This is a genomic window from Fictibacillus sp. WQ 8-8 (genome assembly GCF_024494405.1).
In the GTDB taxonomy this organism is placed as follows: domain Bacteria; phylum Bacillota; class Bacilli; order Bacillales; family Fictibacillaceae; genus Fictibacillus_C; species Fictibacillus_C marinisediminis.
The window spans coordinates 15,515-41,117 of the sequence record NZ_JAMXKG010000001.1; the positions used below are offsets into that span (position 1 = coordinate 15,515).

Below are 25,603 nucleotides of genomic sequence, written 5' to 3' on the forward strand. Positions count from 1 at the left end.
GCAGGATGGGAACAATAAAAGATTTGTGGCTGTATTATAACCAAAACTTTGACTACGTGTGGACCGAATTCTACCGCCATTTTCTAATGTCAGCATATGGGGTATTATTTGCGGCAATTATTGCGATTCCATTAGGCATCTTGATTGCCCGTTATGCCAAATTAAGCCAATGGGTGATCTCACTGACAAATATCATTCAAACCATTCCGGCATTAGCTATGCTTTCTGTGCTCATGCTGGTTATGGGGTTAGGAACGAATACGGTCGTTATGGCTCTTTTTCTCTATTCACTGCTTCCTATCATTAAAAATACGTATACCGGAATTTGCAGTGTGGACAAAGCTTTACTGGAATCTGGAAGAGCAATGGGCATGACGAAAGTGCAAATCTTGCGAATGGTTGAGCTCCCACTTGCAGTTTCTGTAATAATGGCCGGACTTCGGACAGCGCTCGTTATCGCGATCGGAATAGCTACCATTGGTACATTTATCGGTGCCGGCGGATTAGGTGATATTATCGTAAGGGGAACAAATGCCACAAACGGAACAGCCATTATTTTAGCAGGTGCTATTCCAACAGCTTTGATGGCAATATTAGCAGACATTCTAATGGGCTGGATGGAACGGACACTTTCACCCGTAAAAGGGAAAAATCTTCAAAAATCATGATGACATTCATTCACAAGCTGGACTTCTTCCATGGTTTTTTTGAAGGCCGTGTAGAATAGTAAGAACATCTTCAAGTAGATCCTTCGGTGCAATCAGGCCGGTATAAACATCGAAAGAAACATCTGACCATTTTTCCTTAGCCAAAGGTATGTCCTTATATTCTTCAACAACTTTGCTGCCCACGTTCACTAATGGTCGTATTTCACCTGCATCAATTTGAGACTTTGCTTCTTGAATCTGTATTGCTGCTTAGGTTATTTACGGCTAAATAACAATAAATTTTTATACTAAACCGCCGATTCTTCGAGGACCACATGAAACGCGTTCTGAATAATTTTTTTGACTTTATTGTGGGTGTTTTGTGGGTGAAAATCTTAATTAAGGTATAAATTAAATTTTACTCACAAAACAAAAATCCCTTGATACCAATGGTATCAAGGGATTTTAGTCTTAATACATGCTAATATATTGTTCACGTTCCCGAGGGTGAACTTGTGTGCGGAACACATCTCACTCTTTTTTTCCTTTTTATAATATTCTCAAAATGCTGTTATATCAGCTTTTATTATGTATTGGTTTTCAAAATATATCTTACTTTTTTAAATAATTTTGGTCATATTTTAGTCGAGATTTTGGTCTGTCAAATTAGAGAATAATACTGTGTTACCGGGGAAGTTTTGCAAATTCATAAGGATAAAGTTCATCTTAAACTTTAGAGAATTTTTTTGTATTCCGCTGAGTAAACGATTCCACTTCACGATTCCCTGATCTCGTCCATCGGTTACCGTCCGCATGTTATCAAACAATACCTTCTGAGGAACTCCTCCAAAGTACTTAAAGCTATTAAGCAAACATTGAAGGACATGTTCTTGATCTTGAGAGGTTGTAAACTCCGCATATTTCATTCTGGAAAAACCTAACGTTGCGACAAACATGGATAGCTTAATTCGCTCACCTCTTAGAATGATCTCCCCAATCTCTTTCCAATCCACTTGCATCTGTTCACCTGGTAATGTTTCATACCGTACTGAAAACTTCTTTCTCTCCTGATCCCTAAATGGTTTAATGTAGTCTTTTAAAATTGTTTTCCCACCGATATAGCCTAATTGTTGAATCTCATCTAATAAACGTTCTCCGTTGTAAACCCCATCCTCCAATATCCGTTGATGGAGGTAATCCTTAAATGGGTCTAACTTGCTTTTCTTCTTTTTTCTCTTTTGCTTCGAAGGAGCAGTAGAAGTGTTTATGTATTTCCTCACTGTTCCTCGATCGAGCTCTAGTTCCCTTGCTATATCTGAAATAGACATTCCTCGTTTGTGCATATCTCTGATCATAAAAAAATCCCCTCTTGTAATCATGAACCATAGCTCCTCTCAAACCTATGGTTCTATTTTAGATGGGGATTTTTATTCCGGCTATATAGTGGATTTTAACATCGGCTTTAACACAAGCAAAATAAATTATATGGCAGCAGCTGTTTTAAAAGGTCAATATTTCGGTGTAGAAAGCGTTATTACCTTTTGGCAGTTTAATTGCTCGTAAAGCTTGAACATGGCGCGTTAGAGCGGAAGAAATAAATACCGTAATTGGGGAATATATAAAACTCCTTGTAAAGATTTTAGAGCTTTCTTCAGCCCGTGAAGCGTAAAAGCAGCTATGGATCAAATAAGGAGCGCTTTTCCTTTTTAAGGTGCAAAGGATTTGCAAACGTTCAAGCGAACACACCGTACAATGTCAACTGCTTCAGCTGCAATGTTTAAATCGACAGCTGGTTTATAAATTTAACAACTTTATGAGAGTATAAATAAAAAAAGAAAACCTGGAGCATTAAACTGCTGCTAGGTCTTTTTTTATGCTATAAAATAGCAATTAGAAAGCAAGTTGTCTTATTACTCATTTTCCCTTTGCTGTTTAGTAGAGAAAGATGCAGTTTCACCCTCATTGCCTGGTTCTTTTTGAAATCCCTTATCGAGCTGACCGGCATTTTCAATATCTCCCGATGCCCGGTATCCTCCTACTTCCTCATTGCTGGTTGTGCCATATAGGCCCATGCCACCAAGCTGTGTTCGTACGTTTTCCTGAATTTTATCTTTTTTATCTGCCATTTTCTTCACCTCCGCTTGTTGTTAATGTAACCAACATTTAGTACGGTATGTAAGAAATAATGGTTTCGGCTCAAATAATGCTCCCTTTTCATGAAATGATTAGAGTCCAAAACAAAAAAAACAACTTTATTGAAGTATAGTTTTATTTTTTTTTGAAACCATATTAAACGGAGGAGTATTAATAATGGCAAAAAACAAAGATGTTCCAAATACACTCAAATATAGTATATGGAATACACGAACGAAAGAAATCAACCTGGTAAAAAAAGAAAAATATACTGAGTCAATTGACAGATCTAACCTAGAATCAAAAACAACAGACAATCAAGAATAACAATCGCCCCCGAAATGTTAACCAATGTTGTAGTAATTAAACTGGCCATAAAACCATTAAAACAACCGCAGACATATTTCTAAAATCAATTAGCTTCTACAATTTCAAGATATTTCTTAAGAGCCAGCCATGCCTTTTGTTTTTCAAGTTCTTTAAAACAAACCAGTAAAAAGACAACCATCATACAACAAAAAGAAAATCAAGATTTTATCCAACAACATAAACATACTCGGATAACGATGTGCATTCCATTGTTTAAACCCCCGAATACGCCGAAAATCCCCCATCAACCGGAATCACAGTTCCCGTGACAAAGCGAGAAGCTTCATTGCTGACAAGCCATAACAAGGTTCCGTTCAGATCTTCCGGTTCTCCGAATCTCTCGAGCGGTGTCTGGTTAAGAATTTTTTTAGCTCGATCGGTATAGGTCCCTTCAATATTCATTAACAGATTTCTGTTTTGCTCGGTCAAAAAGAATCCCGGTGCAATGGCATTTACACGGATGCCTGCCTTAGACATATGTACAGCAAGCCACTGGGTAAAGTTGCTGACTGCCGCTTTTGCGCCGCTGTAAGCAGGAATTTTTGTTAATGGTGTGAAGGCATTCATGGAGGAAACATTAATAATGACATCTCCTTGACCCATATCTCTTCCGAATATTTGTGTGGTCTGCAGTGCACCGAGAAAATTCAAATCAAAGACTGATCTAACTCCTTCTGTATCCAAATCAAAAAATGTATTTGTTTTAAGGTCTTCTAAATCCTCTTTGTAAAAGTATTCTTTATCAGTATTTCCTTTTGAATGATTGCCGCCCGCACCGTTAATGAGAATGCTGCATGTTCCTAATTTTTCTTTCACTTCTTCTTTCGCCCGTTCCAGACTGGCTTTATCAAGGACATCTGCTGCAACAGCAAGTGCGATTCCGCCGTCTGCACGAATTTCTTCGGCAACGCGATCAACGGATTCCTGCCGCCTGCCGATGACAGCAACTTTTGCTCCACATTTAGCTAAGGCTTTGGCAAATCGACTGCATAAAACCCCGCTTCCTCCGGTTACGACAGCTACTTTATCGTTTAAATCTATATAAAAAGGAATTTTCATGTATGTCCCTCGTTTCTATTTAGACTGTCTGTTTTCTTCCTTCGTTGCCGCTTCCCACATTCCATTTAAATAGGTGGCACCAAGTGCACGGTCGTACAACCCATAACCCGGCTTTCCGGTTTCACCCCAAATCATTCTGCCGTGGTCAGGTCGTGCCGGTCCAGAAAAATCCACTTCTCTCAACGCACGGACAATTTCATACATATCCAATGAGCCATCTTCCGAACGGTGAGCGGATTCCTGGAATGACTTTTCGCCGATCCATTTTATATTTCTAAGATGTACGTAGTTAATTTTTTCTTTTTTGCCAAAGTAGCGGACAAATTCAGGGAAATCGTGGTTTGGATTTGCTCCGAGAGAACCGCTGCATAAACACAGTCCATTATTTGGATTATCAAATAAATTGACGAATCTGTCTAAATTCTCTTTGCTTGTGATGATTCTCGGAAGTCCAAAAATAGACCATGGCGGATCATCTGGATGAATTGCCATTTTGACTTCTTCTTCCACTGCAACAGGGATGATTTTTTTTATAAAGTACGTAAGGTTTTCCCATAGTCTCTCTTCTGATACATGCTGATATTGTTCAAGCAGGTTCTTTAATTCTTCGGCTTCATAGCTTGAATCCCACCCTGGCAATGACAATTCTCCGCTTAATGGATTCATTTGCTTTACTTTTTCTTCTTCATAAATCAGAGCGGTAGATCCATCTTCAAGCTCATAGTCCAATGATGAGCGAGTCCAGTCGAATACAGGCATGAAGTTATAGCAAACAATTTTGATTCCTGCTTTTGATAAATTTCTAATCGTCGTTTTGTAGTTTTCAATATATCGATCCCTTGAAGGAAGACCGAGCTTGATATCTTCATGAACGGGTACACTTTCGATGACACTTAGTTCTAAACCGCTCTTTTCTATGCTTTCTTTCAGCTCAATAATTTTATCGTATGGCCATACTTCGCCAACAGGAATATCGTAGATGGCTGAAACAATTCCTGTCACTCCGGGTATCTGCCTTATTTTTTGTAGGGTAACAGGATCATTATCACCGTACCATCGAAACGTCATTTGCATAGTCGGTACCCCTCCAATTATTTATCTAGTAATCTCAAAATAGTTTTTCGCGTTGTTATAGCAAATATCTTGAACCATAGTTCCCATCAGCTCATAATCATCCGGTGCTTCTCCCTTATGCATCCATCCGCCAAGCATATTACATAAAATCCGACGGAAGTATTCGTGTCTTGTATAGGAGAGGAAACTGCGGGAGTCCGTCACCATGCCAAGGAAATTACTGATTAGCCCGATGTTTGAGAGATCTGTCATCTGACGAAGCATTCCGTCCTTTTGGTCATTGAACCACCAGCCTGTTCCAAACTGGAGCTTACCTCTTGCTTCTTCATTTTGAAAATTTCCGATGGCTGAAGCAATGATTGGATTATGAACTGGATTTAAATTATATAGAATGGTTTTTGGCAATTCATTCTCCAAATCTAACTGATTTAACAATTGATTTAATGGTTTTGCCAATTCAAAATCGTTCATTGAATCAAACCCGGTATCAGGACCAAGCCGTTTAAACATTTTTGTATTATTATTCCGGATGGCCCCAATGTGAAGCTGCATGACCCAGCCATGTGCATGATAGAGTTTTCCTAAAAACAAAAGTGTGTATGTTTTATACTTCTTTTCCTCCAGCAGAGAAATCGTTTGACCATTTACTGCTTTATCAAAAATGGCTGAAGCTTCTTCGAGCGTACTTTCTTCATAGAAAAGACTTTCAAATCCATGATCAGATACTCTGCACCCAGCATTATGAAAATACTTCACCCGATCTTCCAGTGCCTTTAAAAAATCTGGATATTTATTGATTTCAAGGCTTGCCGAACTTGATAAACCGTTCACGAAAGGAAGAAATTCATTATGCGAAATCTCAAGTCCTTTATCAGGACGAAATGCCGGCAACACTGCTGCCTCAATGTTTTCATTCTCCTTAATTTCTTTATGAAATTCGAGTGTGTCTACTGGATCGTCCGTCGTACAAATCACCTTAACATTTGATTTTTTGATAATAGCTTGGGCTGAATAATTCTCCTGCTTTAAGAGAGTGTTGCAGTGCTCCCAAATTTCATCCCCTGTTTTTTCGCTTAGGGCTAAATCAATGTTAAAATACCGCTTTAATTCCAAGTGGGTCCAGTGATAGAGAGGATTACCGATACAAGACGGCATCGTTTTTGCCCATGCATCAAACTTTTCCTTATCGTCTGCATTGCCGGTAATGAGCCTTTCGCTGATCCCATTTGCGCGCATCGCTCTCCACTTATAGTGATCACCGTTCAGCCAGATTTCAGTCAAGTTTTGAAACTGTTTATTTTCTGCAATTTCGTTTGGACTCAAATGACAATGATAGTCATAGATGGGCATTTCTTTTGCAAACTCATGATAGAGTATTCTTGAACTCTCATGATCTAATAGAAAATCGTCATCAATAAATTTTCTCATAAGAACCTACCTCATTTCTTTTGTAAAGTTTAATGTTTGAAGCACCATATTCCATAGCAGTAATCATTTCTTTTATTGTCATGCAGCCTGGTATGTATGGAATTTGATAGCGATTACATAATTTAGCTGTATCTTTATCGAATGCTGGAGAAACTATGAAACTAGCACCCGCATTAAAGGCCAGTTTAGCTGACTCACTATCTAACACTGTCCATGCACCAATAATCACTTCTTCTGAAAAATCCGATTTAATTAAATGAGGCAGCACGGGAAAGTCTTGAATTAAGAAAAATAAACCGTCACAAACATCAACTTGGCCCGATTAACCTCAATTCTATCCTTATTCATTTTTAGTAACTTTATATATGTGCAATGATAATTACTTTTGCTCTTTTACTCGGAAGCCGCTGTTTCACGTTGTTTTTCATTCTCGTAGAAAATAAAACTCATTAGATTACAGATATATCCCTTGTTTTTTATGCATTAAAAAGGAGGGACTAACCCTCTATTCAGATGTCCCTCATTGGTCACAACTCTATGATCTTAGGCAGTGTGATGTTAAAACAGCAATATTTCAAACGAACCTATTTTCACTTTTCTATGTGAGTGTGCACATGGATTAGAAAAACTATTTAGAAGTTGTACTTGACCTTTCTGAGCATCTGATTAAAAATTTACTTTTTTAAACTCGGCAAAAGAGGATATCTCTACAGGCTTTCCAGTATTTGCAGATTCATAAATTGCTAAAATTATTTCTAAGGGTTTAATTCCTTCTTCACCATTTACCAAAGGCTCTCTGTCCTCTTTTATGGCTTCAATCATATCCACCAATTGGAGTCGATGAGAATTACCTTCAATGGATCCTGGATCAGTTGCACCTGTTCCTCTTTGGTTCATTTTGCTGTTTGCCAAGTTTTCTGATTGCACACTATAATGATCTGATGTATTAGAAGGTACATCTTTAAGATATAGATTTGTAAGAATATCGTTATCAATTACTGCCGTTCCAGCCGTACCAAAGACTTCAAGTCTAGCGGACAAACCTGGAAAAGCGCTCGTGGTACCAGATATCGTTCCTAATGAACCATTCTTAAACTTGATTGTCGCAACTGCTACATCCTCGACCTCGATGCGTTCATGCGCAAGGGTTGCGGTATGAGCATACACACTTTCTACAGGTCCCATAAAATATTGTAGCAAATCTATGGTATGAATGGACTGATTCATTAAAGCTCCTCCTCCATCCATTTTCCATGTACCCCGCCATTCTCCACTATCGTAATACTCTTGAGAGCGATACCAATTTACTGCCGCCTGACCCAAAACCATATTACCCAATTTCCCATCTTCTATCAATTGCTTTACTTGAATAGTAGAAGGATCAAAGCGATGCTGCGAAATGATGGAAAGCTTGACATTTGCTTTTCTGCATTCCTCGACCAATTTTCTTGCTTTTTCCAAAGTTGTATCTAAAGGTTTCTCACAAATAACATGCTTGCCTGCCCTAGCAGCGGCTACAGTCATTTCTGCGTGTAATCCACTGGGAGTGAGAACATTTACTACATCTATATCATCCCGTTCTAGCATTTTTTTGTAATCTACATACCAGTCTGCATTGGCTTTTTCAGCTAACATTCTCGCTTTTTGTTCATCATGATCTGCAACCGCTACCAACTCGGCTCCTTCAATAGATTGTATTTGTGCTTGATGAGTATCACTAATAACTCCGCAGCCAATAATTGCAAAACGTATTTTTTTCTCCATTATTTTCTTCCTCTCCTCTCTAATTCCATTCTGCCTTTGTTTCTTTCAACAAATCTTTTAAAGCATGAGTAGCTATTTTAAACAAATCCGGTCCACTGAATCCATAAAATGTTTCTGCAGCTGACAAGTGAGGTTCAAGTGATAGAAATCCACTGTATCCTTTATCTTTTAATGATTTTAACAATTCTCTTAATTCACCGTCACCTTTTCCTGCTGGTACCACTTTTCCCCCTTCAAGAAGTGCATCTTTAATATGAACATATTCTATAAAAGATTCCAATAGAGGATAGGCTTCCGAATAAGGTTTTACACCGCATTGTACAAAATTAGCAGGATCAAAAGCCATTCGTAAATTAGGTGATTGAACCGTTTCTAAAATATCCTTGCAACGCTCTGCATTATCACCATAAATCTCTTTTTCATTTTCATGCAGCAATATGATTCCATTTTCTTCGGCCTTCTTGACTAATGCCCACATACGTCTCATGACCTCGTCACGATAAATAGCAGGATCTTCCCCTTCCGGAATAAAAAATGAAAAAATACGAATATATTTTGTTTCAAAAAATTTTGCAATATAAAGAGCTCTTTCAAAGTCTATTAAATGCTCCTCAAAATCATCCAATATATTAATTTTCCCAATTGGGGATCCGATAGCGGATAATCGAAATCCTCTTTGCTGCAATTCTTTTCTAATGGTTGCTAGTTCATCGTCTGATAAGCGAAGAACATTCTTTTCCCATACTCCCCTAAATTCAATAAACTTAATTCCTTCGGATTGTAATACCTCTAATTGAATATTTAAATCTGAAGATATCTCATCCGCAAAACCTGTTAAAGTCAACATTGATGTTCCTCCTTAAACGTTTGAAAAATGGATTGTCATTGAAATCTATGAGATATTTACGAGTCTTTGTGGAAGAAAAACATTCTTCTTTTGGCGGAACACTCTATTTGAACTATACGTACACCAAAGAGCGAATAAACTTCCTCCAAAAAAGATAGTCAATTCAGGAATAGCTAAAAACATCATGATAAAAACAAAGGATCCCAGTAGAGTAAGCAGAGTTTTAACTGGGTACATAAGTCCAAGCAGCAGTGCGATTTTAAACATCTCGAAACCATTCATTTTATAATTTGTATATAGCGAAAATATATAACTACATACAACAAAATAACCAATGATCAATTGAAGTGAAAACAGTTTCCCAAGAGTAAATACCGCTGATTGTCCCGACATGAAGAACTTTAAATCAACGAACAATAAACAACCTAGTATTATCAAGACGCAACTTATTTTCTGACTTTTCAGAAATACAGATTTATAAGTATCCCAAAAGCAGGAAAAGACTTTAATGTGTTCTTCACCCATCATCCACTTCCGAATGACAGTATGCATAGCAATCGTTGCTGGAGCCCATCCGAACAGAACACATCCCAAAAGGGTAAAGGCGAGCCAAAGTAGATTGAGATAAGCCAGACGCATGATCCAGTCTGTCAAATGATAGACGTTTCCCAACCAGTTCTCTCTATTCATCTTTTTCTTCTCTCCTTTCTATTGAGTCAGAATCTTCATTACCACCATTCCTTCCTTTTGATGTTTGCTGAATGATGGCAATACAGCAAACAACCCGTCGTTCACTTTTATCTCGTTTTCTTTAAAAATACCTTCTTTTATTGGGATGCCGTATAGATGAGCTTCTCCTGTTTTCTCGTTCTTTGTCATCATCGATTTAAACGCATCCTCATTATTAGTTTGGTGTTGTATGAGCGACTCTAGAGCAGTTAACCCATTCTTTTTTAAAAGACCAGAAATATATACTTGATCAGTTATATATATATCTCCTGACTTTTGAGAAAGAAGGACAGAAAACTTCTCTCTAGAAAGCGGATAGAGATGAACATTAATGTCATATTGTTGTCCGGCCTTTTCAAGCAGCTCACTTTTAATAGCACTTTCAATAGCATCTTCATACATTGGTGAGATATTCGAGAAAACCATCACGTTTACGCCTTTTGAAGATGATTCACAGCCTGTCACAACCAGAAGGAACATAATAAAAAAGTGTTTTAAAAAAAGTTTCAACTTTTTTCTCCCTCAACTTTTCTTTCTCATTCTGTAAAAAAGAACTAAGAAGCGGCTTTTAAAGACGTCGTTTTTTCTCTAAAGTATCTACTGAAATCGATATCGTCATTCATTAGGGAGGTGTTCCAAAAACCCTATTTTTTTCGGAACACCTTATGTATCCCTGTAAGATTCTATTCTGGCTTTTACGGTTTCACTGTTTCTGCGAATTTAGCTTGAATTTCTTCAAATGCGTCATTAGCCGAGATTTTCTCGAATATCAATTGTTCTCCTATAGAACTGTACTCAACTTGGTTGAATTGCCCCCATCCTTTGACCCCTCCATTAAAAGGTTGGGCATCTGGCGCTGTTTCATTAATCATATTCAATTGAGCTTTATCAGAATCTGTAAATCCTGGTTTCAGTTTTTCCAAAACACTATTAGAAACTGGTAATCCCCTGGATACTCCTAAAATCTCTGCAGCCTCGGGATCGTTAATAAAGAAATCGATAAACTTTTTTGCCTCTTTTTTGTACTTTGAGTTCTGACTCACTGACCAGAACATGGAAGGTTTTAAGTAGCCTCCTGATTCCTTATCTCTTGGAGCGGCAACAAGAGCGAACGTATTCGGTTTCACACTGTTAAAGCTTGGAAACTGGGCAGCCAACCCTTGCTTGATTAGAATTGAGCCATTTAATAATAAATCTCGTTTTGGATCATATTCTTGTTCAGAAACTGTAACTTCTGGAGGAGAAACAACTCCTTGTTTTCTAAGATCCGCGAAGATTTTTATCCATTCTAACCAAGTATCTTTATCGAAATGGAATGCTCCATCTTTAGTGGCAAGATTCCCTTTGCCTTTGCTTAATTGATACATCTCATACGCACCAGCATCATACGTTAAATCTCTTAATACATATTTTCCTTTTTCCAGCTTAGGCTGTACATCTTTAGCTAATTTAAAAAGATCATCCCAAGTCCAGCCGGATTTTGGAGGCGTTACACCTAATTTTTCTAAAGCGGCTTTATTATAAACCATTCCATAAGCGTTATTCCCAAGAGGAATAGCATATAATTTATCTTTATATTTTCCTGAATCTAAAAGAGATGGATCGATATCGCTAGTTTGAATACCTTTAGTTATATCAGCGAGCTGATTTCTTGAAGCATATTCTTGCAAGAATTGAGCATCCATTTGGATAATGTCAGGCGCATTTTTTGCTGCGGATTGCGTCGCTAACTTATCCCAATACCCATCCCAACCTGAAAACTCTGATTCAAATGTTACATTTGGATTCTTTTTTTCGTAAAGTTTTAATACTTTTAATGTAGCATCATGACGTTCTTGAGATCCCCACCAAACAATTCGAAGCTTTACCTTGCCGGACTTGTCAGTTGGTGCCGATTCATTATTTGATGTTTTAGCACTACATGCAGCTAAGCTAAGTACTAAAACAGCAGTAACTAACAAATACAGCCATTTCTTAAAATTCCCCTTGTTCATAACCAATCCTCCCAATGTTTAAAAGATAGTAGCAATTCAATTAATTATAAAGCGCTTTCATAATTCTTTATATATGAGAGATGCACAATTGTTTTTAATAATTAACAAGTCTTATTCTATTGTTTTAACAGATCGGTCGGATTAAGCCCTGTATACTTCTTAAATAACGAACTAAAATATGGGGTATTCTTAAATCCTACTTTCTCTGCCACTTCATATATTAAATGTTGTCCCTCTATGATCAAGTTTTTAGCTATATCCATACGAACTTTATTTACATAATGGTTAAATGATAGACCTGTATTTTTTTTAAAGATTTGACTTAAATAGTTTCTAGAAATATAGACTTGTTCTGAAAGCTCATTCAATGTAATGTTTTCACTGTAATGGGTATGAATGTACTGAATCATATACTCAACCGCCTGTTTATGCCTAATATTCTCTTTTTCATCCATTTGATTGTGACTACAGATTACTTTAATCTTTTCAACAAGCCAGTTCTCAAATAGTTCTAAATTGTTTAAACCCTCAGTTTGCTTAGAAATTGACTTCTCTTCAAATAAATTTTCTAAATTAATCCCATTATCATATAGACAATATGTAAATACTAACCATAATTCTTTCCCTAAGGTTTTCACTTGAGAGGAAAGATAGTTATTTGTTTCTTTGCACTCCTTGACAAAATCTACTGCTATTTTAATAGCATGATCTTTTTGATAATGCTTTACTGCCTCAGCTAAGTCACGATAGAATTGGAACGGACTTTGAACCTCGTTGCTTTTATGAATAGGATCAATTCCTTCCTTTTTCACTAACTCTTCATAACGTTCAATACTATTTGGTAAAGATCTTGAGGCAGTATGTATAGCTTCTTCTGTGGATTTTGATATTTCGTGCCAGTCCTCTTTTAAACTACCTATTCCAATTTGAAATGAGATAGATAGTAGCTTTTGTGTGTGTTTCATGATTTCCCCTGCGATCTCTTGGGCCAAATCCATACATAATTTTGATTCACTATCTCGCTCATAGGAAAGTAAAATCGCAGAATGATAATGATTCAATTCGATCCAATCAACACTTTTCAATGGAGAAAAAACAATTTCTGATTGTATATGGTTTAAAGCCTTTTGAAAAACGGACCAAGTCGCATTTGAGACAGTGTTAAGCTTCTGTGTTTTCTTCAACTTGATTCCTATAACTAAATGCTTGCGCTCTCTTAAGTTGATGTTCTGCTGGCTCATATGAATCAGTTCCTGATCTTCTATTCCTATCATGACTGATTTTAACCAGTCATTCGAAATGAGAGATTTATAATATTCAAGTTCATCCTTCAAACCTTCTTGATTATCCCAACTATCTTTTTCCTCTTCTAATTCAGTAACTGCTGCTGATAAAACGCTTTCTATTGTCTGAATAGTAACCGGCTTGGATAAGTAATCGTGAACATTTAAACGCAGTGCTGTTCGTGCGTATTCAAAATCCGAATATCCGCTTAATATAATAGCTTTTCCTTTTAACCCTTCTTCTCTCACACGTTGCAACATTTCCAAACCGTTCATTACAGGCATATAAACATCCGTTAAAATGATATCCGGTTGGGTTTTCATTATGACTTGTAACCCCATTTCCCCATCAGTCCCCTCACCTACGCAATCTATCCCTAACTTCTCCCATGGAATCGCTTTCTTCATTCCTTTTAATACTTGACGATCGTCATCAACGATTACTGCTTTCCACATCAATACTCCCTCCTTTGGCATTATAATTTAATAGTTTAGGAATCTTAATCATCACTGTCGTTCCAACGCCTTCTACCCCGTAAAGGGAGACAGTATACTCTTCCCCGAAGTATGCCACTAATCTTTCCCTTACATTTTTGATGCCATAACCTCCTGTTTTGTTATGTTTTTTTTCTGATTCTGCTTTTATTCCTATACCGTCATCTTTTATCACAATGTATAAATCATTCTGAACTTCATACATTTTAAACGTAATTAGTCCGGATTCCCGATCATGCAAACCATGCATGATGGCATTTTCCACAAAAGGTTGTAATGTCAATTTAGGTATATAACAGTGTTTATCTTTTTCTGGTATATCGATTCTGTAATGAAAATGATGCCCTAATCGAATTTGTTGAATCTGTAGGTATGACTCCAAGTGAATTAATTCATCTTTTATCCGTATTAAGCTTTCCCCATTTGATAATCCGATTCGAAACATTTTCCCCATTAATTCAAGGACTTGACTGATTTTCCCCTGACCTTCTTCTATTGCCATCCAATTTAACTGATCAAGTGTATTGTATAAGAAATGCGGGTTAATATTGGCTTGCAAAGCAGCAACTTCTGCTTTGCGTTTATAATGAAACTCCCTTTCTAAATCTTGATAGAGTTTTTTAATATTCATAATTAATTTTTTATATCCCCGAAATAAGGAACCAAATTCATTTTTATAATCATGAGGTAAATCCTCTTCCTTGTTTAAAGAAAAACTATCCATGTTATTCATTAGAATCTTAATCGGTTTTGTAAATTGATTTGATAAATATAAGGTCAAGATGATGATTAATCCTATTGTTATCATTCCAATGGAAAACAAAAGTGTCGCAAGTTGTTTACTGCCTTTCGAAACTTCTCCCCACGGAGTAACTTCTAGCAGTAACCAACCGGTATTAAATAGCTTAGACCACACAACAAAATTTTCTTTATAGCGAGTGAAACCGTCAGCATTTAAATTCAGATCCGGATTTTTATTTAACTCCTCCAAAATAGATAAGTAGTCATCCGTTTTAAGATTTCCATTAAATGTAATAGCATTTCCTGATGAGTCGATTAAAAGACGATTAACTTTTTTATTATCGCCTTTTATCAATCTCTTGAAGCTTGTCGCTTTCATATTAACGATTAATATTGCTGCAGCTTTCTGATCTGCTGTATATACTTTTCTGGCAAAGCTAATGACTGGAGTTTTTCCCTGCGCAGATTGAATGGTATGCTTAGACAACCACGAAGAATCCGAATCTTTTAAGGGTTTCAACCAATCAGTATTCTTATTTTGTTTATATGAATAATAGCGGATAGGTCCCACTTTTTCTTTAACTGGGGGATAATCTAAATAAACTTGGATGGAATCAATCGTAGGTAAACTAAAGGCAATATTTAAAAAAGAAGAATTAATTTTTGAAATTTGACGATATGCAGTGTATTTATCTTCGACTTCTTGTCCTTGAAGATATTCTTGTAAATCTCGGTTTCTCGACATAACAAGAGTGACCTCTTCTATCGACTTTTTCTGCATACTAATCTGCTCATTCATTTCTCTTAACAGTTTTTGTTGATAATAAGAAGTATTATGGGTCATTTGTTTAATCGTAACTTGATAACTTACAATGACGATGATAGCAAGAAGAAGGGCCATAAAACCTGCAAATACAGCAAAAAAAACGTAGCTAATCGGGTATTGTTTAAAAAGATTTCTCAAGGACAACTCCCTCTTTCAGATGCATATTAATTAATAATATCACAAAAAAGAAGGCTGACTCATCAGCCTTAAATTAGTTCCTTATTTTATCCTTTTAAACCGGATGTTGCTACTCCTTCTACAATATAACGCTGAGCGAAAAAGAAAATGAGTATAGCTGGTACAACTGATAGCAGAGACATCGCAAATAATTGTCCCCATGGTACAGAGGTGCTTGTATCAACTAACATCTTGAGTGCCAATCCCACCGTATATTTATCAACTGAATTAATATAAATTAAATGTCCAAGAAAATCATCCCAGTTCCATAAAAAACAATAAATACCTACTGTTACTAGAGGGGGCTTCATAAGAGGGAGAATGATCCTGAAATAGATTCCAAACCATGAACAACCATCCATTTTGGCGGCCTCATCTAGCTCTCTAGGTATTCCTCTAATGAATTGAACTAATAGAAAGATGAAGAACGAACCGCCGATTCCTCCTGCTAAGGAATGAGGAACGATAAAAGGCAAGTATGTGTTGACCCATCCAAAAGAATTAAACAGATCGTATTGAGGAACCAATGTAATTTGGCTCGGTAACATTAAGGTTACCAAAACGATTGAGAACCAGAATTTGCGTAGCGGAAAATCTAGACGGGCAAAAGCAAAAGCAACAAGACTACAAGAAATAATGGTTGTAAATAACACACCAAGTATCAATTCAAATGTATTCATAAAAAAATGAGTGAAAGTAAATCCCGGGATCGCATGCCAACCTTCTGTAAAGTTAGATAGTGTCGGATTAATCGGAAACAGATTAATTGAATCAATTTCACTATTTGTCTTAAATGCTGCTCCAAACCACCAGAAAATAGGATAAATTATAAAGAGACAAATGATCACTAAAATAATATGACTAAACCACTTCTTTTTCATCATCCTTTTCCTCCCTCAGATTCGTAAAAAGTCCAATATCTCGAGGAGATAAAAATCAAACCTGTAAACAGTGCAATAATAAGAAGGAGTATCCATGCTAAGGCAGAAGCATAGCCCATTTCAAATCCTGCAAATGCTTTTTGATATAAATACAAGGCAAACATATAGGTAGATTGAATAGGACCTCCCTTAGTTATAACAAAAGCTTGAGTAAACATTTGGAACGAACCTATTGTTTGTAATACGAGATTAAATAAAATGACTGGAGAAAGCATAGGAAGTGTAATCGAGAAAAACTGTTTAATCTTGGTAGCCCCATCTACAGCAGATGCTTCGTATAGCTCCGGTGAAATTTGTTTTAATCCTGCAAGGAAAATTACCATAGAAGAACCAAATTGCCACACAATGAGCAATATTAAAGTGCCTAGCGCAGTATCTGGACTCCCAATCCAGTTCTTACCCACTATGCCGAATAAAGCCAAAATGTGATTTGCCAATCCATCGTTGCCGAACATGTTACTCCAAAGAATAGCAACTGCAATACTCGTTCCGATAAGAGAAGGCAAATAAATCAACGTTCTATAAATCGAAATCCCCTTAATTTTTTGATTCAAAAACATAGCCATCATTAATGCTGTTATTAATTTTAAAGGGACAGAAATGACTACGAATACGATCGTGACGGTTAACGATTTATAGAAAAGTTTATCGTGCAGAAATATTTTTTGATAGTTTTCTAAGCCTATCCAATTTGGGGCTTCCAATAAAGAATAATCTGTAAAGGAAAAGTAGAGAGATTGTACCATAGGATAAAGAGTCAATAGAAATAGACCAAGCAGCCACGGTGAAACAAACAAATACCCGATTAATGGTGCCTCCCACCTTTTTTCCCTTGTTTTTTTTCTTATAAAAACGGACTTTTGCTCTAACCTAACAGTATGGATTGCGCTTTTATTTAGTTTCATAGATGCCTCCTTTTATATATTTTTCATTAGTATAAGGGGATAAAATGTAAACATTAAATGACATTAAATCAGTTCTTTTTCCTCTAGATATAAGAGTTTGGCACTCTATGTATTCAACAAAAAATCTTCATCCAGTAACTTCATCTTTTCATCTCCTATTTAAATACGATCATAGTAAAAATAGAAAGCTTTTCCTTTCTCTCGAAGCACTTTACCGTTAACTTTGGATGTGTTCCTTTAATTATAAAGCGCTTTCAATTTCCTTTATATAAGACTGATGCACAATTGTTTTTAATAATTAACAATTCTTATCCTATTGGAATTAATTAATTTCAATGCCCTTATAGAAGATTCGATGATTGAAACTGTCCGTTTAACATTTGAAACCATTATCTTGGCTATTATGATAGAAATCCGAGAAACACGAAATTGGGGAGCTTCCAGGTGACAGCGACCAAATATCTAGATAACTATCTCTATTGGTTCCGATCGCTTAAGTTGGAAAAAAAGATTGCATTTGATGTTCGAGTCAAACAAATGCTAATTTCCGCCTGTCAAAATCTTGTTCAAACCACATTCAAAATGTTAAAAACCATATAAAAAAGGGGCTGTCCAAGAAGTCTGTAAGCTGTTGATTTCCGTTCCAGGCTGCCCGCTTTCCGCGGGGCGTGCGGTGAGCCTCTTGGTGCAAGCACCGGCGGGAGTCTCACCTGTCACGCTAGTCCCGCAGGAGTCTCGCATCTTCCACTTCAATTAACTTTTCATTGAAGATTTTTCAAGCCAAAAAGGGGCTGCCTGAAGGTCAATTTTCGACTTTCTGGACAGCCCCACAGACCGTCGACAAACCCCTAGTCACAATTATTCTGACTAGGGGTTTTCTATTTAAAATGAAATGATTACTATTTCTTATGCTGGACATGGCCCTTGCCATCTCCAGTTTGCCAGTTTTTTAAGGTTCATGGCAGCGAAGGTAAGCATCGCTTGCATGGACACTTTTTCCTCTACAATCTTGCCCTTTGTTGAAATTAGATGTATTTCATAACTTAAAAAAGTATAACTATTAGAATGAAAAAATTTCGAATCGCACGAAATCAGCACGAAAAGAATTCGAACAAAAAAAGCCTTGGTATATCCCTTATACCAAGGCTTTTCAGACTTTATCCGATAGAACCTTCCATCTCGAATTTAATCAGACGGTTCATTTCAACCGCATATTCCATTGGAAGTTCTTTTGTAAATGGCTCGATGAAGCCCATTACGATCATTTCTGTTGCTTCCTGCTCAGAAATACCACGGCTCATGAGGTAGAACAATTGATCCTCTGACACTTTTGAAACCGTAGCTTCATGCTCAAGAGTAATATTGTTGTTCAGAATTTCGTTGTAAGGAATCGTATCTGAAGTGGATTGGTTATCCATAATCAATGTATCACATTTGATATTGGATTTGGATCCTTCAGAACGGCGTCCAAAGTGAGAAATACCGCGGTACGTAACTTTACCGCCATGCTTGGAAATTGACTTCGAAACGATAGTAGATGAACAATCAGGCGCTAAGTGAAGAACCTTCGCTCCAGCATCCTGATGCTGTCCTTTCCCTGCAATCGCGATGGAAAGGATAGTTCCTTTCGCCCCGCGTCCCTTCATAACAACGGCCGGATACTTCATGGTCAGGCGTGAACCGATGTTTCCATCTACCCATTCCATTGTTGCATTTTCTTCTGCAACGGCACGTTTTGTTACAAGGTTATAAATGTTATTCGCCCAGTTTTGAATGGTTGTATAACGAGCATAAGCGTTCTTTTTAACAATGATCTCAACAACCGCACTGTGCAGAGAGTTCGTTGAGTACACTGGTGCTGTACATCCTTCTACATAGTGAACGGAGCTGTCTTCGTCAGCGATGATCAGGGTACGCTCGAATTGACCCATGTTCTCAGAGTTAATTCGGAAGTACGCCTGCAATGGAGTATCACATTTTACGCCTTTTGGCACATAAATGAAAGAACCACCGGACCATACAGCCGAGTTAAGAGCAGCAAACTTGTTGTCAGAAGGAGGAATAATCGTTCCAAAATACTCTCTGAAAATTTCTTCGTGCTCTTTTAGCGCTGTATCAGTATCTGTAAACAGAATCCCTAAGTCAGTAAGGTCTTCTTTCATGTTGTGGTATACCACTTCTGATTCGTATTGTGCAGAAACTCCTGCGAGATATTTTTGCTCTGCTTCAGGAATTCCAAGTTTATCAAACGTAGCCTTAATCTCAGGCGGCACTTCATCCCAAGACTTTTCGGACTTCTCGGACGGCTTTACATAGTACGTAATGTCATCAAAGTTCAAGTCTTTCAAGTTTCCGCCCCATTGAGGCATAGGCATTTTATAAAATTGCTCTAAAGATTTCAAACGGAAGTCCAGCATCCATTGTGGTTCGTTCTTCATCTTGGAGATTTCTACTACAACTTCTTTAGTCAATCCGCGTTTTGAGCGGAATATCGAAACGTCTTTATCGTGAAAACCGTATTTGTATTCACCGATATCAGGCATTTTCTTAGCCATCGTTTCATCCCTCCTTAAAGGATACAATTCTCTTGCAATGGCACAAAAACTTCTTTGAACGGGTGTCTGGCATCAGCAATTTAACCCACTTGGTGCCTGACACCATTTAAAAAGAACTAATTGCTTCTATGAAATAGTAACTTACACCACCAGTTTAACCCAAATGATGCATTACACCAAATAAAAAGTGAAAATCACTTCTCTGAAACGGTGCCTGGCACCAGCAGTTAATCCCAAATGGTGCCTGGCACCCAATTAAAAGAACTAATTGCTTCTATGAAATAGTAACTTACACCACCAGTTTAACCCAAATGATGCATTACACCAAATAAAAAGTGAAAATCACTTCTCTGAAACGGTGCCTGGCACCAGCAGTTAATCCCAAATGGTGCCTGGCACCCAATTAAAAGAACTAATTGCTTCTATGAAATAGTAACTTACACCACCAGTTTAACCCAAATGATGCATTACACCAAATAAAAAGTGAAAATCACTTCTCTGAAACGGTGCCTGGCACCAGCAGTTAATCCCAAATGGTGCCTGGCACCCAATTAAAAGAACTAATTGCTTCTTCGAATACTTGATGTTTTATTCTTCTTTTTCGTGCCCTACGCCCTTCTCCATCGCTTTCCAGGCAAGGGTGGCACATTTTATGCGGGCCGGGAATTTGGAAACACCCTGCAGGGCTTCAATGTCACCGAGATCAAATGTTGTATCATCATAATCTTTACCCAGCATCATATTGTAGAATACATGTGCGAGCTTAACCGCGTCCTCCACAGATAAACCCTTTACCGTTTGTGTCATCATGCTTGCAGAAGCAAGGCTGATTGAGCACCCTTCTCCATCAAACTTTGCGTCAGAAATTTTTCCATCGTCCACCTTCAAATGAAGCTGAATTCTGTCTCCGCACGTTGGATTATTCATGTTGATGGTGACCGAATCATCGGCTAATTGCCCTTTATTGCGAGGGTTTTTGTAATGATCCATAATGACTTGCCGGTAAAGCTGATCTAAATTAGAAGACATGGCCGAAATACTCCTTTGTCGTGACTAATCCCTTTACAAAAGAATCAATCTCGTCTTTGGTGTTATATAAATAAAAGCTTGCCCGTGCGGTTGAAGATGCATTCAGCCATTTCATCAATGGCTGGGCGCAGTGATGTCCAGCGCGCACGGCAATTCCTTCAGCATCTAAAACAGTGGCTACATCATGAGGATGAACATCGTCGATATTAAACGTCACGATTCCAGCACGGTCCTTAGGCCCGTAAATGGTAATGCCCTCAATTTCCGACATGCGCTCAATAGCATACTCCGCAAGATCATGTTCATGCTTTTGAATGTTTTCAAGCCCAATTTCCTGAAGAAAATCAATGGCTGCCCCCAAACCGATCGCTCCTGCAATGATTGGAGTGCCTCCTTCAAATTTCCAAGGAAGCTCTTTCCATGTGGAGTCATACAAATCAACGAAATCGATCATTTCTCCACCGAACTCAACAGGCTCCATTTGGTTTAGCAATGCTTTTTTTCCGTAAAGTACACCAATACCAGTCGGCCCGCACATTTTATGGGAAGAGAAGGCAAAGAAATCGCAATCCAGATCTTGAACATCCACTTTTAAATGCGGTGTGCTCTGCGCCCCATCCACTACCATTACAGCTCCGTTTTTATGAGCGATCGCTGCAATTTCCTTTACAGGATTAATTGTTCCCAGCACATTGGATACGTGCATAACGGATACGATTTTAGTTTGTGGAGTTACGGTATTTTCAACATCCTGAAGATCAATGGATCCATCTTCTTTTAAAGGAATGTATTTAAGTGCCGCACCGGTTTTTTTAGCGACCTGCTGCCATGGAATAATATTGCTGTGATGTTCCATCGGCGTAATGACGATCTCGTCGCCTTCTGACAGGTTCGTTAAACCGTAGCTTGCTGCAACTGTGTTGATTGAGGTCGTAGTTCCACGTGTGAAAATAATTTCCTGTGTGGATTTCGCGTTAATAAAACGCCGAACTTTCTCCCTGGCTCCCTCGTAGCCGTCAGTAGCTCTGGTCCCCAAAGTATGGACACCCCGATGAACGTTTGAATTATATTCCCGGTAATATTTTTCCAGCGCTCCAATGACAGGTACCGGCTTTTGTGAAGTGGCGGCACTATCAAAGTAAACAAGCGGTTTTCCATTGACTTCCTGATGCAGGATCGGAAACAGCTTTCTTACTTCATGTGCGTTCATTATCTGACTTTCCTTTCTATTACCTCAACTAAACGTTTTTTCACGGATTCAAGCGGCATTTCATTGACAACAGGCCCTAGGAAACCATGAATGATCAATCGTTCAGCCTCAGCTTTTGATATTCCGCGGCTCATCAAGTAGAACAACTGAATCGGATCAATTCGTCCAACTGATGCGGCGTGGCCAGCTGTAACATCATCTTCATCGATCAAGAGAATCGGGTTCGCATCTCCGCGTGCTTTTTCGCTCAGCATTAATACCCGTTCTGTCTGTTCGCCGTTTGATTTTGTCGCACCATGTTCAATCTTTGTAATTCCATTGAAGATCGAGCTTGCAGAATCCTTCATTACTCCATGAGTTAAGATGTAGCCTTCAGAGCTTTTTCCATGATGGAAAATTTGAGCAACAAAGTTCTGTTTTTGATCACCCTGGCCGATATTTACAGTCTTCGTGTCTGTGAATGAACCGTCTCCGACAAGATGTGTTGTATTATCAGATACTGTGTTTCCATCATTAAGCTGTCCTAATGCCCACTCGATTCGCGCGTCGCGTCCTGCACGTCCTCGGCGGCTGATATAGGAAGTCATTCCTTTGGCCAGATTATCGACAGCTCCGTACACTACTTTAGCACCTGAACCTGCAAAAACCTCAGATACGATATTGGCAACAGATTCACTGTTTTCGTTTGTTGACAAGTAGTTCTCAACATACGTGACCGAACTGTTGTCTTCCGCTGCGATGATGACATGGTTAACGAGCCCTGTTTGCTCATCATCATGGAAGTAGATCGCCTGAAGCGGAGTTTTCAATTCTACATTCTTTGGAACATAAATGAATGCACCATTGGTTACTAGTGCCGCATGAATGGCTGTAAGGCGGTTTTCGTCAATGCTGACAGCTTCTTTCATGAAATACTTTTGAAGAAGGTCTCCATGCTTTTGAGCTGCGGTTACGAAATCGGTGAAAATGACACCTTGAGAAGCCAGCTCTTCTGTAACCGATGAGTGAGCGACGTTTCCGTTGCGGATCACAAGCAGATTGCCCGCTTCTTCATCACCAATTAATGCTTTCACTTGCTCAGGAAGGTCTGCGCTTTCCTCAGCAGTGCTCAGGTGATTGAATTCAGTAAGGTTCCATTTATCAATTTTTGTTTTATCAGGTTTAGGCATAGGAAGCTGCTGTGCCAATTCCAATGCGCGTAAACGAAGTTCTGAAAGCCATGCTGGTTCTTGGCGGCTTTCAGAGAACTTGCTTACATAATCCCTGTCATATTTTAAAGAAGTTTCAACTGACATGTACAAATCCTCCTAACTTGCTTACGCCTCTTGGCCAACAGTTTCGTCTTCAATTCCCAACTCTTCCTTAATCCAGTCATATCCTTCCGCTTCTAGACGCTGTGCAAGTTCAGGTCCTCCTGATTTTACAATGCGTCCTTGCATCATCACATGTACTTTATCTGGAGTGATGTAGTTAAGTAAACGCTGATAGTGAGTAATGATTAAGCAGCCAAACTCTGGGTTTCTCATTTCATTGATGCCTTTAGCTACTACTTTAAGAGCATCGATATCCAAACCAGAATCAATTTCATCCAAGATGGCAATCTTAGGTTCGATCATCATCAATTGAAGAATTTCATTACGTTTCTTTTCTCCACCAGAGAAGCCTTCATTTAAATAACGGTGAGCAAACGCATTGTCCATTTCAAGAAGCTCCATCTTCTTATCCAATTCACGGATAAATTTCATAAGAGAAATTTCCTGACCTTCTTCTCGGCGTGCATTAATAGCAGAACGCAAAAAGTCAGCGTTTGTAATTCCGCTTACTTCACTTGGATATTGCATCGCTAGGAAAAGACCAGCTTTTGCACGTTCGTCAACTTCCATTTCGAAAAGGTCTTCTCCGTCAAATGTAACGTTTCCATCGGTCACTTCGTATTTAGGGTGCCCCATTAACGCAGATGAAAGAGTGGATTTACCTGTTCCATTTGGCCCCATGATCGCATGGATTTCTCCGCCGTTTATTTCAAGGTTTAAACCTTTGATGATCTCTTTGTCATCGATAGAAACACGCAGGTTTTCAATCTTTAAATTTGGTGTAGACATAAAATTTACCTCCATCTTATATTTCAGTGAAATATATTGTTAATGTGAACAAGAATGAAAGCTTCTCTCATTCCATTCTCAATTTATTCTCATTCTAATATTATAACAAATTCATTTTATCTTCAACCTGTAGGAGTTATTGGCAGAAGAAAATGCAAAAACTACATAAATAGAAAATCAGCACCCAGTTCTGAATGCTGATTTCCCTACCTATACTATAGAATTTTTCGTTCCATTTCATTAGAAACTTCTAAACTTTTTTGATATTCTTTATCACGTTCTTGTTCAATAGTGATTCGTTTTTCTAGATTTCGTTCATATTCAGCATAACCAATACCATGATTCTTTTGCATGGCTTTTTCCATTTCAGGAGTGTGGTTAACTTTAATCGAGTGAATAATGAATCATTCCTTTCGTGTATATAACACTTAATCAACGTATATAGCGTAACAAAGCCACTCCTGTGATTCAATTTCCATTCAGCGCCATATATACAAGGCTCAAGGGTTATTCTTTTGTTGAACCTTAATGACTCATGAATCCTTATATATCCTCCCAAATGCTTGCTTATGTGAGCAAATACAAAAAACGGGCTGTCCAAGAAGTCTGAAAGCCGTTGATTTTCGTTCCAGGCCGCTCGCTTTCCGCGGGGCGTACGGTGAGCCTCTTGGCGCAAGCGCCTGCGGGAGTCTCACCTGTCACGCTAGTCCCGCAGGAGTCTCGCACCTTCCACTACAATCAACTTTTCATTGAAGATTTTTTACGCGAAAAGGGGATGCCTGAAGGTCAATTCAGGACAGCCCCTTTTATTTTTAATGCATGGGATTGTTTAATTCCTGGATGCATTCCTGAACAAGTGTTACACCTTGGCTCATAGCAGCTCCGCCGCCAAAAGCTGCTGCAACTCCCACAGCCTCAAGAATTTCATTTTCACTGGCTCCCTGATCCAAACAGCCTTTCGTGTGATAGATGATACAGTATTCATCCTGAGAATAAATACTGATCCCTAAAGCCATCAGCTGCTTGTTCTTTTCAGAGATCTCGCCTTCCTTGAAACAATGGCGTGTGAATTCACTGAATGAATGGACCAGTTCAGGCATATTTTCCGTATACTTACCGAGACCTTCTTTATAGCGGATCAGATGGTGCTGCGTTGAGTTTTTTCCAGACATTTCTTGATGTTCCATTTCCTTTTCATCCTCCTGTCCATAAGATAGACAAGATTTAGTATGAGTTATAGCTATTTTTCTTATCCCAATTTTAAAACGGGAGCTGAACTTTTTGCTTCAAGTCTT

Annotated in this window: 23 protein-coding genes and 2 pseudogenes; 3 read left to right on the top strand and 22 right to left on the bottom strand. The window is 38.2% G+C overall.

All coding sequences use genetic code 11. The features are described from left to right. Positions 1 to 5 precede the first annotated feature (5 nt). Positions 6 to 668: an ABC transporter permease gene (locus M1K46_RS00080; RefSeq protein ID WP_062233125.1), complete on the top strand. Its 663-nt coding sequence runs from the start codon at positions 6 to 8 to the stop codon at positions 666 to 668. 734 nt (positions 669 to 1,402) lie between these two features. Here the strand turns inward: M1K46_RS00080 and istA are convergent. Both istA and M1K46_RS00090 read right to left on the bottom strand, forming a co-directional pair. Beyond that, positions 1,403 to 2,026: pseudogene (gene istA / locus M1K46_RS00085) on the bottom strand (IS21 family transposase); the annotation flags it as partial. A 531-nt stretch (positions 2,027 to 2,557) separates the two neighbouring features. Then, the gene (locus tag M1K46_RS00090) at positions 2,558 to 2,773 is read right to left on the bottom strand and encodes a hypothetical protein (protein WP_256224366.1); all 216 of its coding nucleotides are present in this window, start codon (positions 2,771 to 2,773) and stop codon (positions 2,558 to 2,560) included. A gap of 184 nt (positions 2,774 to 2,957) precedes the next feature. On the opposite strand from M1K46_RS00090, the gene M1K46_RS00095 reads away from it, so the two are divergent. After that, positions 2,958 to 3,107: a hypothetical protein gene (locus M1K46_RS00095; RefSeq protein WP_256224368.1), complete on the top strand. Its 150-nt coding sequence runs from the start codon at positions 2,958 to 2,960 to the stop codon at positions 3,105 to 3,107. A 255-nt stretch (positions 3,108 to 3,362) separates the two neighbouring features. Here the strand turns inward: M1K46_RS00095 and M1K46_RS00100 are convergent, their stop codons facing one another. From M1K46_RS00100 to M1K46_RS00160, 13 genes are all read right to left on the bottom strand, one after another. Continuing rightward, positions 3,363 to 4,208 (bottom strand): SDR family oxidoreductase, encoded by an 846-nt coding sequence (locus tag M1K46_RS00100; protein ID WP_256224369.1) that lies wholly within the window; start codon positions 4,206 to 4,208, stop codon positions 3,363 to 3,365. A gap of 15 nt (positions 4,209 to 4,223) precedes the next feature. Continuing rightward, positions 4,224 to 5,282 carry a mannonate dehydratase gene (gene uxuA / locus M1K46_RS00105; protein WP_256224370.1) on the bottom strand — a complete coding sequence of 353 codons (1,059 nt, stop codon included), beginning with the start codon at positions 5,280 to 5,282 and terminating at the stop codon, positions 4,224 to 4,226. Between the two features lie 21 nt (positions 5,283 to 5,303). Next, a complete protein-coding gene (uxaC, locus tag M1K46_RS00110; RefSeq protein ID WP_256224371.1) occupies positions 5,304 to 6,710 on the bottom strand; it encodes a glucuronate isomerase in 1,407 nt (468 codons plus the stop codon). Continuing rightward, complete coding sequence (locus M1K46_RS00115) at positions 6,694 to 6,978, bottom strand: hypothetical protein (RefSeq protein ID WP_309144528.1); 285 nt, start codon at positions 6,976 to 6,978, stop codon at positions 6,694 to 6,696. The genes uxaC and M1K46_RS00115 overlap by 17 nt, the downstream gene beginning before the upstream one ends. A gap of 398 nt (positions 6,979 to 7,376) precedes the next feature. Further along, positions 7,377 to 8,474: a Gfo/Idh/MocA family protein gene (locus M1K46_RS00120; RefSeq protein WP_256224372.1), complete on the bottom strand. Its 1,098-nt coding sequence runs from the start codon at positions 8,472 to 8,474 to the stop codon at positions 7,377 to 7,379. Positions 8,475 to 8,493: 19 nt separating this feature from the next. Continuing rightward, a complete protein-coding gene (locus tag M1K46_RS00125; RefSeq protein WP_256224373.1) occupies positions 8,494 to 9,321 on the bottom strand; it encodes a sugar phosphate isomerase/epimerase family protein in 828 nt (275 codons plus the stop codon). Positions 9,322 to 9,366: 45 nt separating this feature from the next. Next, a complete protein-coding gene (locus M1K46_RS00130; RefSeq protein ID WP_256224377.1) occupies positions 9,367 to 10,011 on the bottom strand; it encodes a YesL family protein in 645 nt (214 codons plus the stop codon). Positions 10,012 to 10,029: 18 nt separating this feature from the next. Next, positions 10,030 to 10,560, bottom strand: coding sequence for a hypothetical protein (locus tag M1K46_RS00135; protein WP_256224378.1), 531 nt, complete (start codon positions 10,558 to 10,560; stop codon positions 10,030 to 10,032). Between the two features lie 185 nt (positions 10,561 to 10,745). Then, positions 10,746 to 12,044: an ABC transporter substrate-binding protein gene (locus tag M1K46_RS00140; protein WP_256224380.1), complete on the bottom strand. Its 1,299-nt coding sequence runs from the start codon at positions 12,042 to 12,044 to the stop codon at positions 10,746 to 10,748. A gap of 116 nt (positions 12,045 to 12,160) precedes the next feature. Continuing rightward, positions 12,161 to 13,783, bottom strand: a complete 1,623-nt coding sequence (locus M1K46_RS00145) for a response regulator transcription factor (protein WP_256224381.1) — start codon at positions 13,781 to 13,783, stop codon at positions 12,161 to 12,163. Next, positions 13,761 to 15,527, bottom strand: coding sequence for a cache domain-containing sensor histidine kinase (locus M1K46_RS00150; protein WP_256224382.1), 1,767 nt, complete (start codon positions 15,525 to 15,527; stop codon positions 13,761 to 13,763). The genes M1K46_RS00145 and M1K46_RS00150 overlap by 23 nt, the downstream gene beginning before the upstream one ends. An 86-nt stretch (positions 15,528 to 15,613) precedes the next feature. Next, positions 15,614 to 16,450, bottom strand: coding sequence for a carbohydrate ABC transporter permease (locus M1K46_RS00155; RefSeq protein WP_256224383.1), 837 nt, complete (start codon positions 16,448 to 16,450; stop codon positions 15,614 to 15,616). After that, on the bottom strand, positions 16,447 to 17,412 hold the full coding sequence (locus M1K46_RS00160) for a carbohydrate ABC transporter permease (RefSeq protein WP_256224384.1): 966 nt from the start codon (positions 17,410 to 17,412) through the stop codon (positions 16,447 to 16,449). The genes M1K46_RS00155 and M1K46_RS00160 overlap by 4 nt, the downstream gene beginning before the upstream one ends. A 438-nt stretch (positions 17,413 to 17,850) precedes the next feature. On the opposite strand from M1K46_RS00160, the pseudogene M1K46_RS00165 reads away from it, so the two are divergent. Further along, positions 17,851 to 18,012, top strand: a pseudogene (locus tag M1K46_RS00165) (IS1595 family transposase); the annotation flags it as partial. A gap of 557 nt (positions 18,013 to 18,569) precedes the next feature. Here M1K46_RS00165 and sufB read toward each other — a convergent pair. From sufB to M1K46_RS00200, 7 genes are all read right to left on the bottom strand, one after another. Then, positions 18,570 to 19,967 carry a Fe-S cluster assembly protein SufB gene (gene sufB / locus M1K46_RS00170; protein WP_053357276.1) on the bottom strand — a complete coding sequence of 466 codons (1,398 nt, stop codon included), beginning with the start codon at positions 19,965 to 19,967 and terminating at the stop codon, positions 18,570 to 18,572. Between the two features lie 588 nt (positions 19,968 to 20,555). After that, entirely contained in the window at positions 20,556 to 20,996 is a 441-nt protein-coding gene (gene sufU / locus M1K46_RS00175; RefSeq protein WP_091003309.1) for a Fe-S cluster assembly sulfur transfer protein SufU, read from the bottom strand. Further along, on the bottom strand, positions 20,986 to 22,206 hold the full coding sequence (locus tag M1K46_RS00180) for a cysteine desulfurase (RefSeq protein ID WP_256224385.1): 1,221 nt from the start codon (positions 22,204 to 22,206) through the stop codon (positions 20,986 to 20,988). The genes sufU and M1K46_RS00180 overlap by 11 nt, the downstream gene beginning before the upstream one ends. Beyond that, a complete protein-coding gene (sufD, locus tag M1K46_RS00185) occupies positions 22,206 to 23,501 on the bottom strand; it encodes a Fe-S cluster assembly protein SufD (RefSeq protein WP_256224386.1) in 1,296 nt (431 codons plus the stop codon). The genes M1K46_RS00180 and sufD overlap by 1 nt, the downstream gene beginning before the upstream one ends. Positions 23,502 to 23,522: 21 nt before the next feature. Then, positions 23,523 to 24,308: a Fe-S cluster assembly ATPase SufC gene (gene sufC, locus M1K46_RS00190; RefSeq protein WP_053357272.1), complete on the bottom strand. Its 786-nt coding sequence runs from the start codon at positions 24,306 to 24,308 to the stop codon at positions 23,523 to 23,525. A 215-nt stretch (positions 24,309 to 24,523) separates the two neighbouring features. Continuing rightward, a complete protein-coding gene (locus tag M1K46_RS00195; protein WP_175501739.1) occupies positions 24,524 to 24,661 on the bottom strand; it encodes a hypothetical protein in 138 nt (45 codons plus the stop codon). 459 nt (positions 24,662 to 25,120) lie between these two features. Then, complete coding sequence (locus M1K46_RS00200; RefSeq protein ID WP_082683377.1) at positions 25,121 to 25,495, bottom strand: carboxymuconolactone decarboxylase family protein; 375 nt, start codon at positions 25,493 to 25,495, stop codon at positions 25,121 to 25,123. Between the last annotated feature and the right edge of the window lie 108 nt (positions 25,496 to 25,603).

Excerpts from the sequence above, each read along its gene's own strand:
- M1K46_RS00130 (WP_256224377.1), bottom strand. The coding sequence starts at position 10,011 with ATGAATAGAGAGAACTGGTTGGGAAACGTCTATCATTTGACAGACTGG.
- sufD (WP_256224386.1), bottom strand. The coding sequence starts at position 23,501 with ATGTCAGTTGAAACTTCTTTAAAATATGACAGGGATTATGTAAGCAAG.
- M1K46_RS00090 (WP_256224366.1), bottom strand. The coding sequence starts at position 2,773 with ATGGCAGATAAAAAAGATAAAATTCAGGAAAACGTACGAACACAGCTT.
- M1K46_RS00195 (WP_175501739.1), bottom strand. The coding sequence starts at position 24,661 with ATGCAAAAGAATCATGGTATTGGTTATGCTGAATATGAACGAAATCTA.
- sufB (WP_053357276.1), bottom strand. The coding sequence starts at position 19,967 with ATGGCTAAGAAAATGCCTGATATCGGTGAATACAAATACGGTTTTCAC.
- M1K46_RS00200 (WP_082683377.1), bottom strand. The coding sequence starts at position 25,495 with ATGGAACATCAAGAAATGTCTGGAAAAAACTCAACGCAGCACCATCTG.
- M1K46_RS00140 (WP_256224380.1), bottom strand. The coding sequence starts at position 12,044 with ATGAACAAGGGGAATTTTAAGAAATGGCTGTATTTGTTAGTTACTGCT.
- M1K46_RS00095 (WP_256224368.1), top strand. The coding sequence starts at position 2,958 with ATGGCAAAAAACAAAGATGTTCCAAATACACTCAAATATAGTATATGG.
- M1K46_RS00180 (WP_256224385.1), bottom strand. The coding sequence starts at position 22,206 with ATGAACGCACATGAAGTAAGAAAGCTGTTTCCGATCCTGCATCAGGAA.
- M1K46_RS00080 (WP_062233125.1), top strand. The coding sequence starts at position 6 with ATGGGAACAATAAAAGATTTGTGGCTGTATTATAACCAAAACTTTGAC.
- sufU (WP_091003309.1), bottom strand. The coding sequence starts at position 20,996 with ATGTCTTCTAATTTAGATCAGCTTTACCGGCAAGTCATTATGGATCAT.
- M1K46_RS00155 (WP_256224383.1), bottom strand. The coding sequence starts at position 16,450 with ATGATGAAAAAGAAGTGGTTTAGTCATATTATTTTAGTGATCATTTGT.
- M1K46_RS00125 (WP_256224373.1), bottom strand. The coding sequence starts at position 9,321 with ATGTTGACTTTAACAGGTTTTGCGGATGAGATATCTTCAGATTTAAAT.
- M1K46_RS00120 (WP_256224372.1), bottom strand. The coding sequence starts at position 8,474 with ATGGAGAAAAAAATACGTTTTGCAATTATTGGCTGCGGAGTTATTAGT.
- uxuA (WP_256224370.1), bottom strand. The coding sequence starts at position 5,282 with ATGCAAATGACGTTTCGATGGTACGGTGATAATGATCCTGTTACCCTA.
- sufC (WP_053357272.1), bottom strand. The coding sequence starts at position 24,308 with ATGTCTACACCAAATTTAAAGATTGAAAACCTGCGTGTTTCTATCGAT.
- M1K46_RS00145 (WP_256224381.1), bottom strand. The coding sequence starts at position 13,783 with ATGTGGAAAGCAGTAATCGTTGATGACGATCGTCAAGTATTAAAAGGA.
- M1K46_RS00100 (WP_256224369.1), bottom strand. The coding sequence starts at position 4,208 with ATGAAAATTCCTTTTTATATAGATTTAAACGATAAAGTAGCTGTCGTA.
- M1K46_RS00160 (WP_256224384.1), bottom strand. The coding sequence starts at position 17,412 with ATGAAACTAAATAAAAGCGCAATCCATACTGTTAGGTTAGAGCAAAAG.
- uxaC (WP_256224371.1), bottom strand. The coding sequence starts at position 6,710 with ATGAGAAAATTTATTGATGACGATTTTCTATTAGATCATGAGAGTTCA.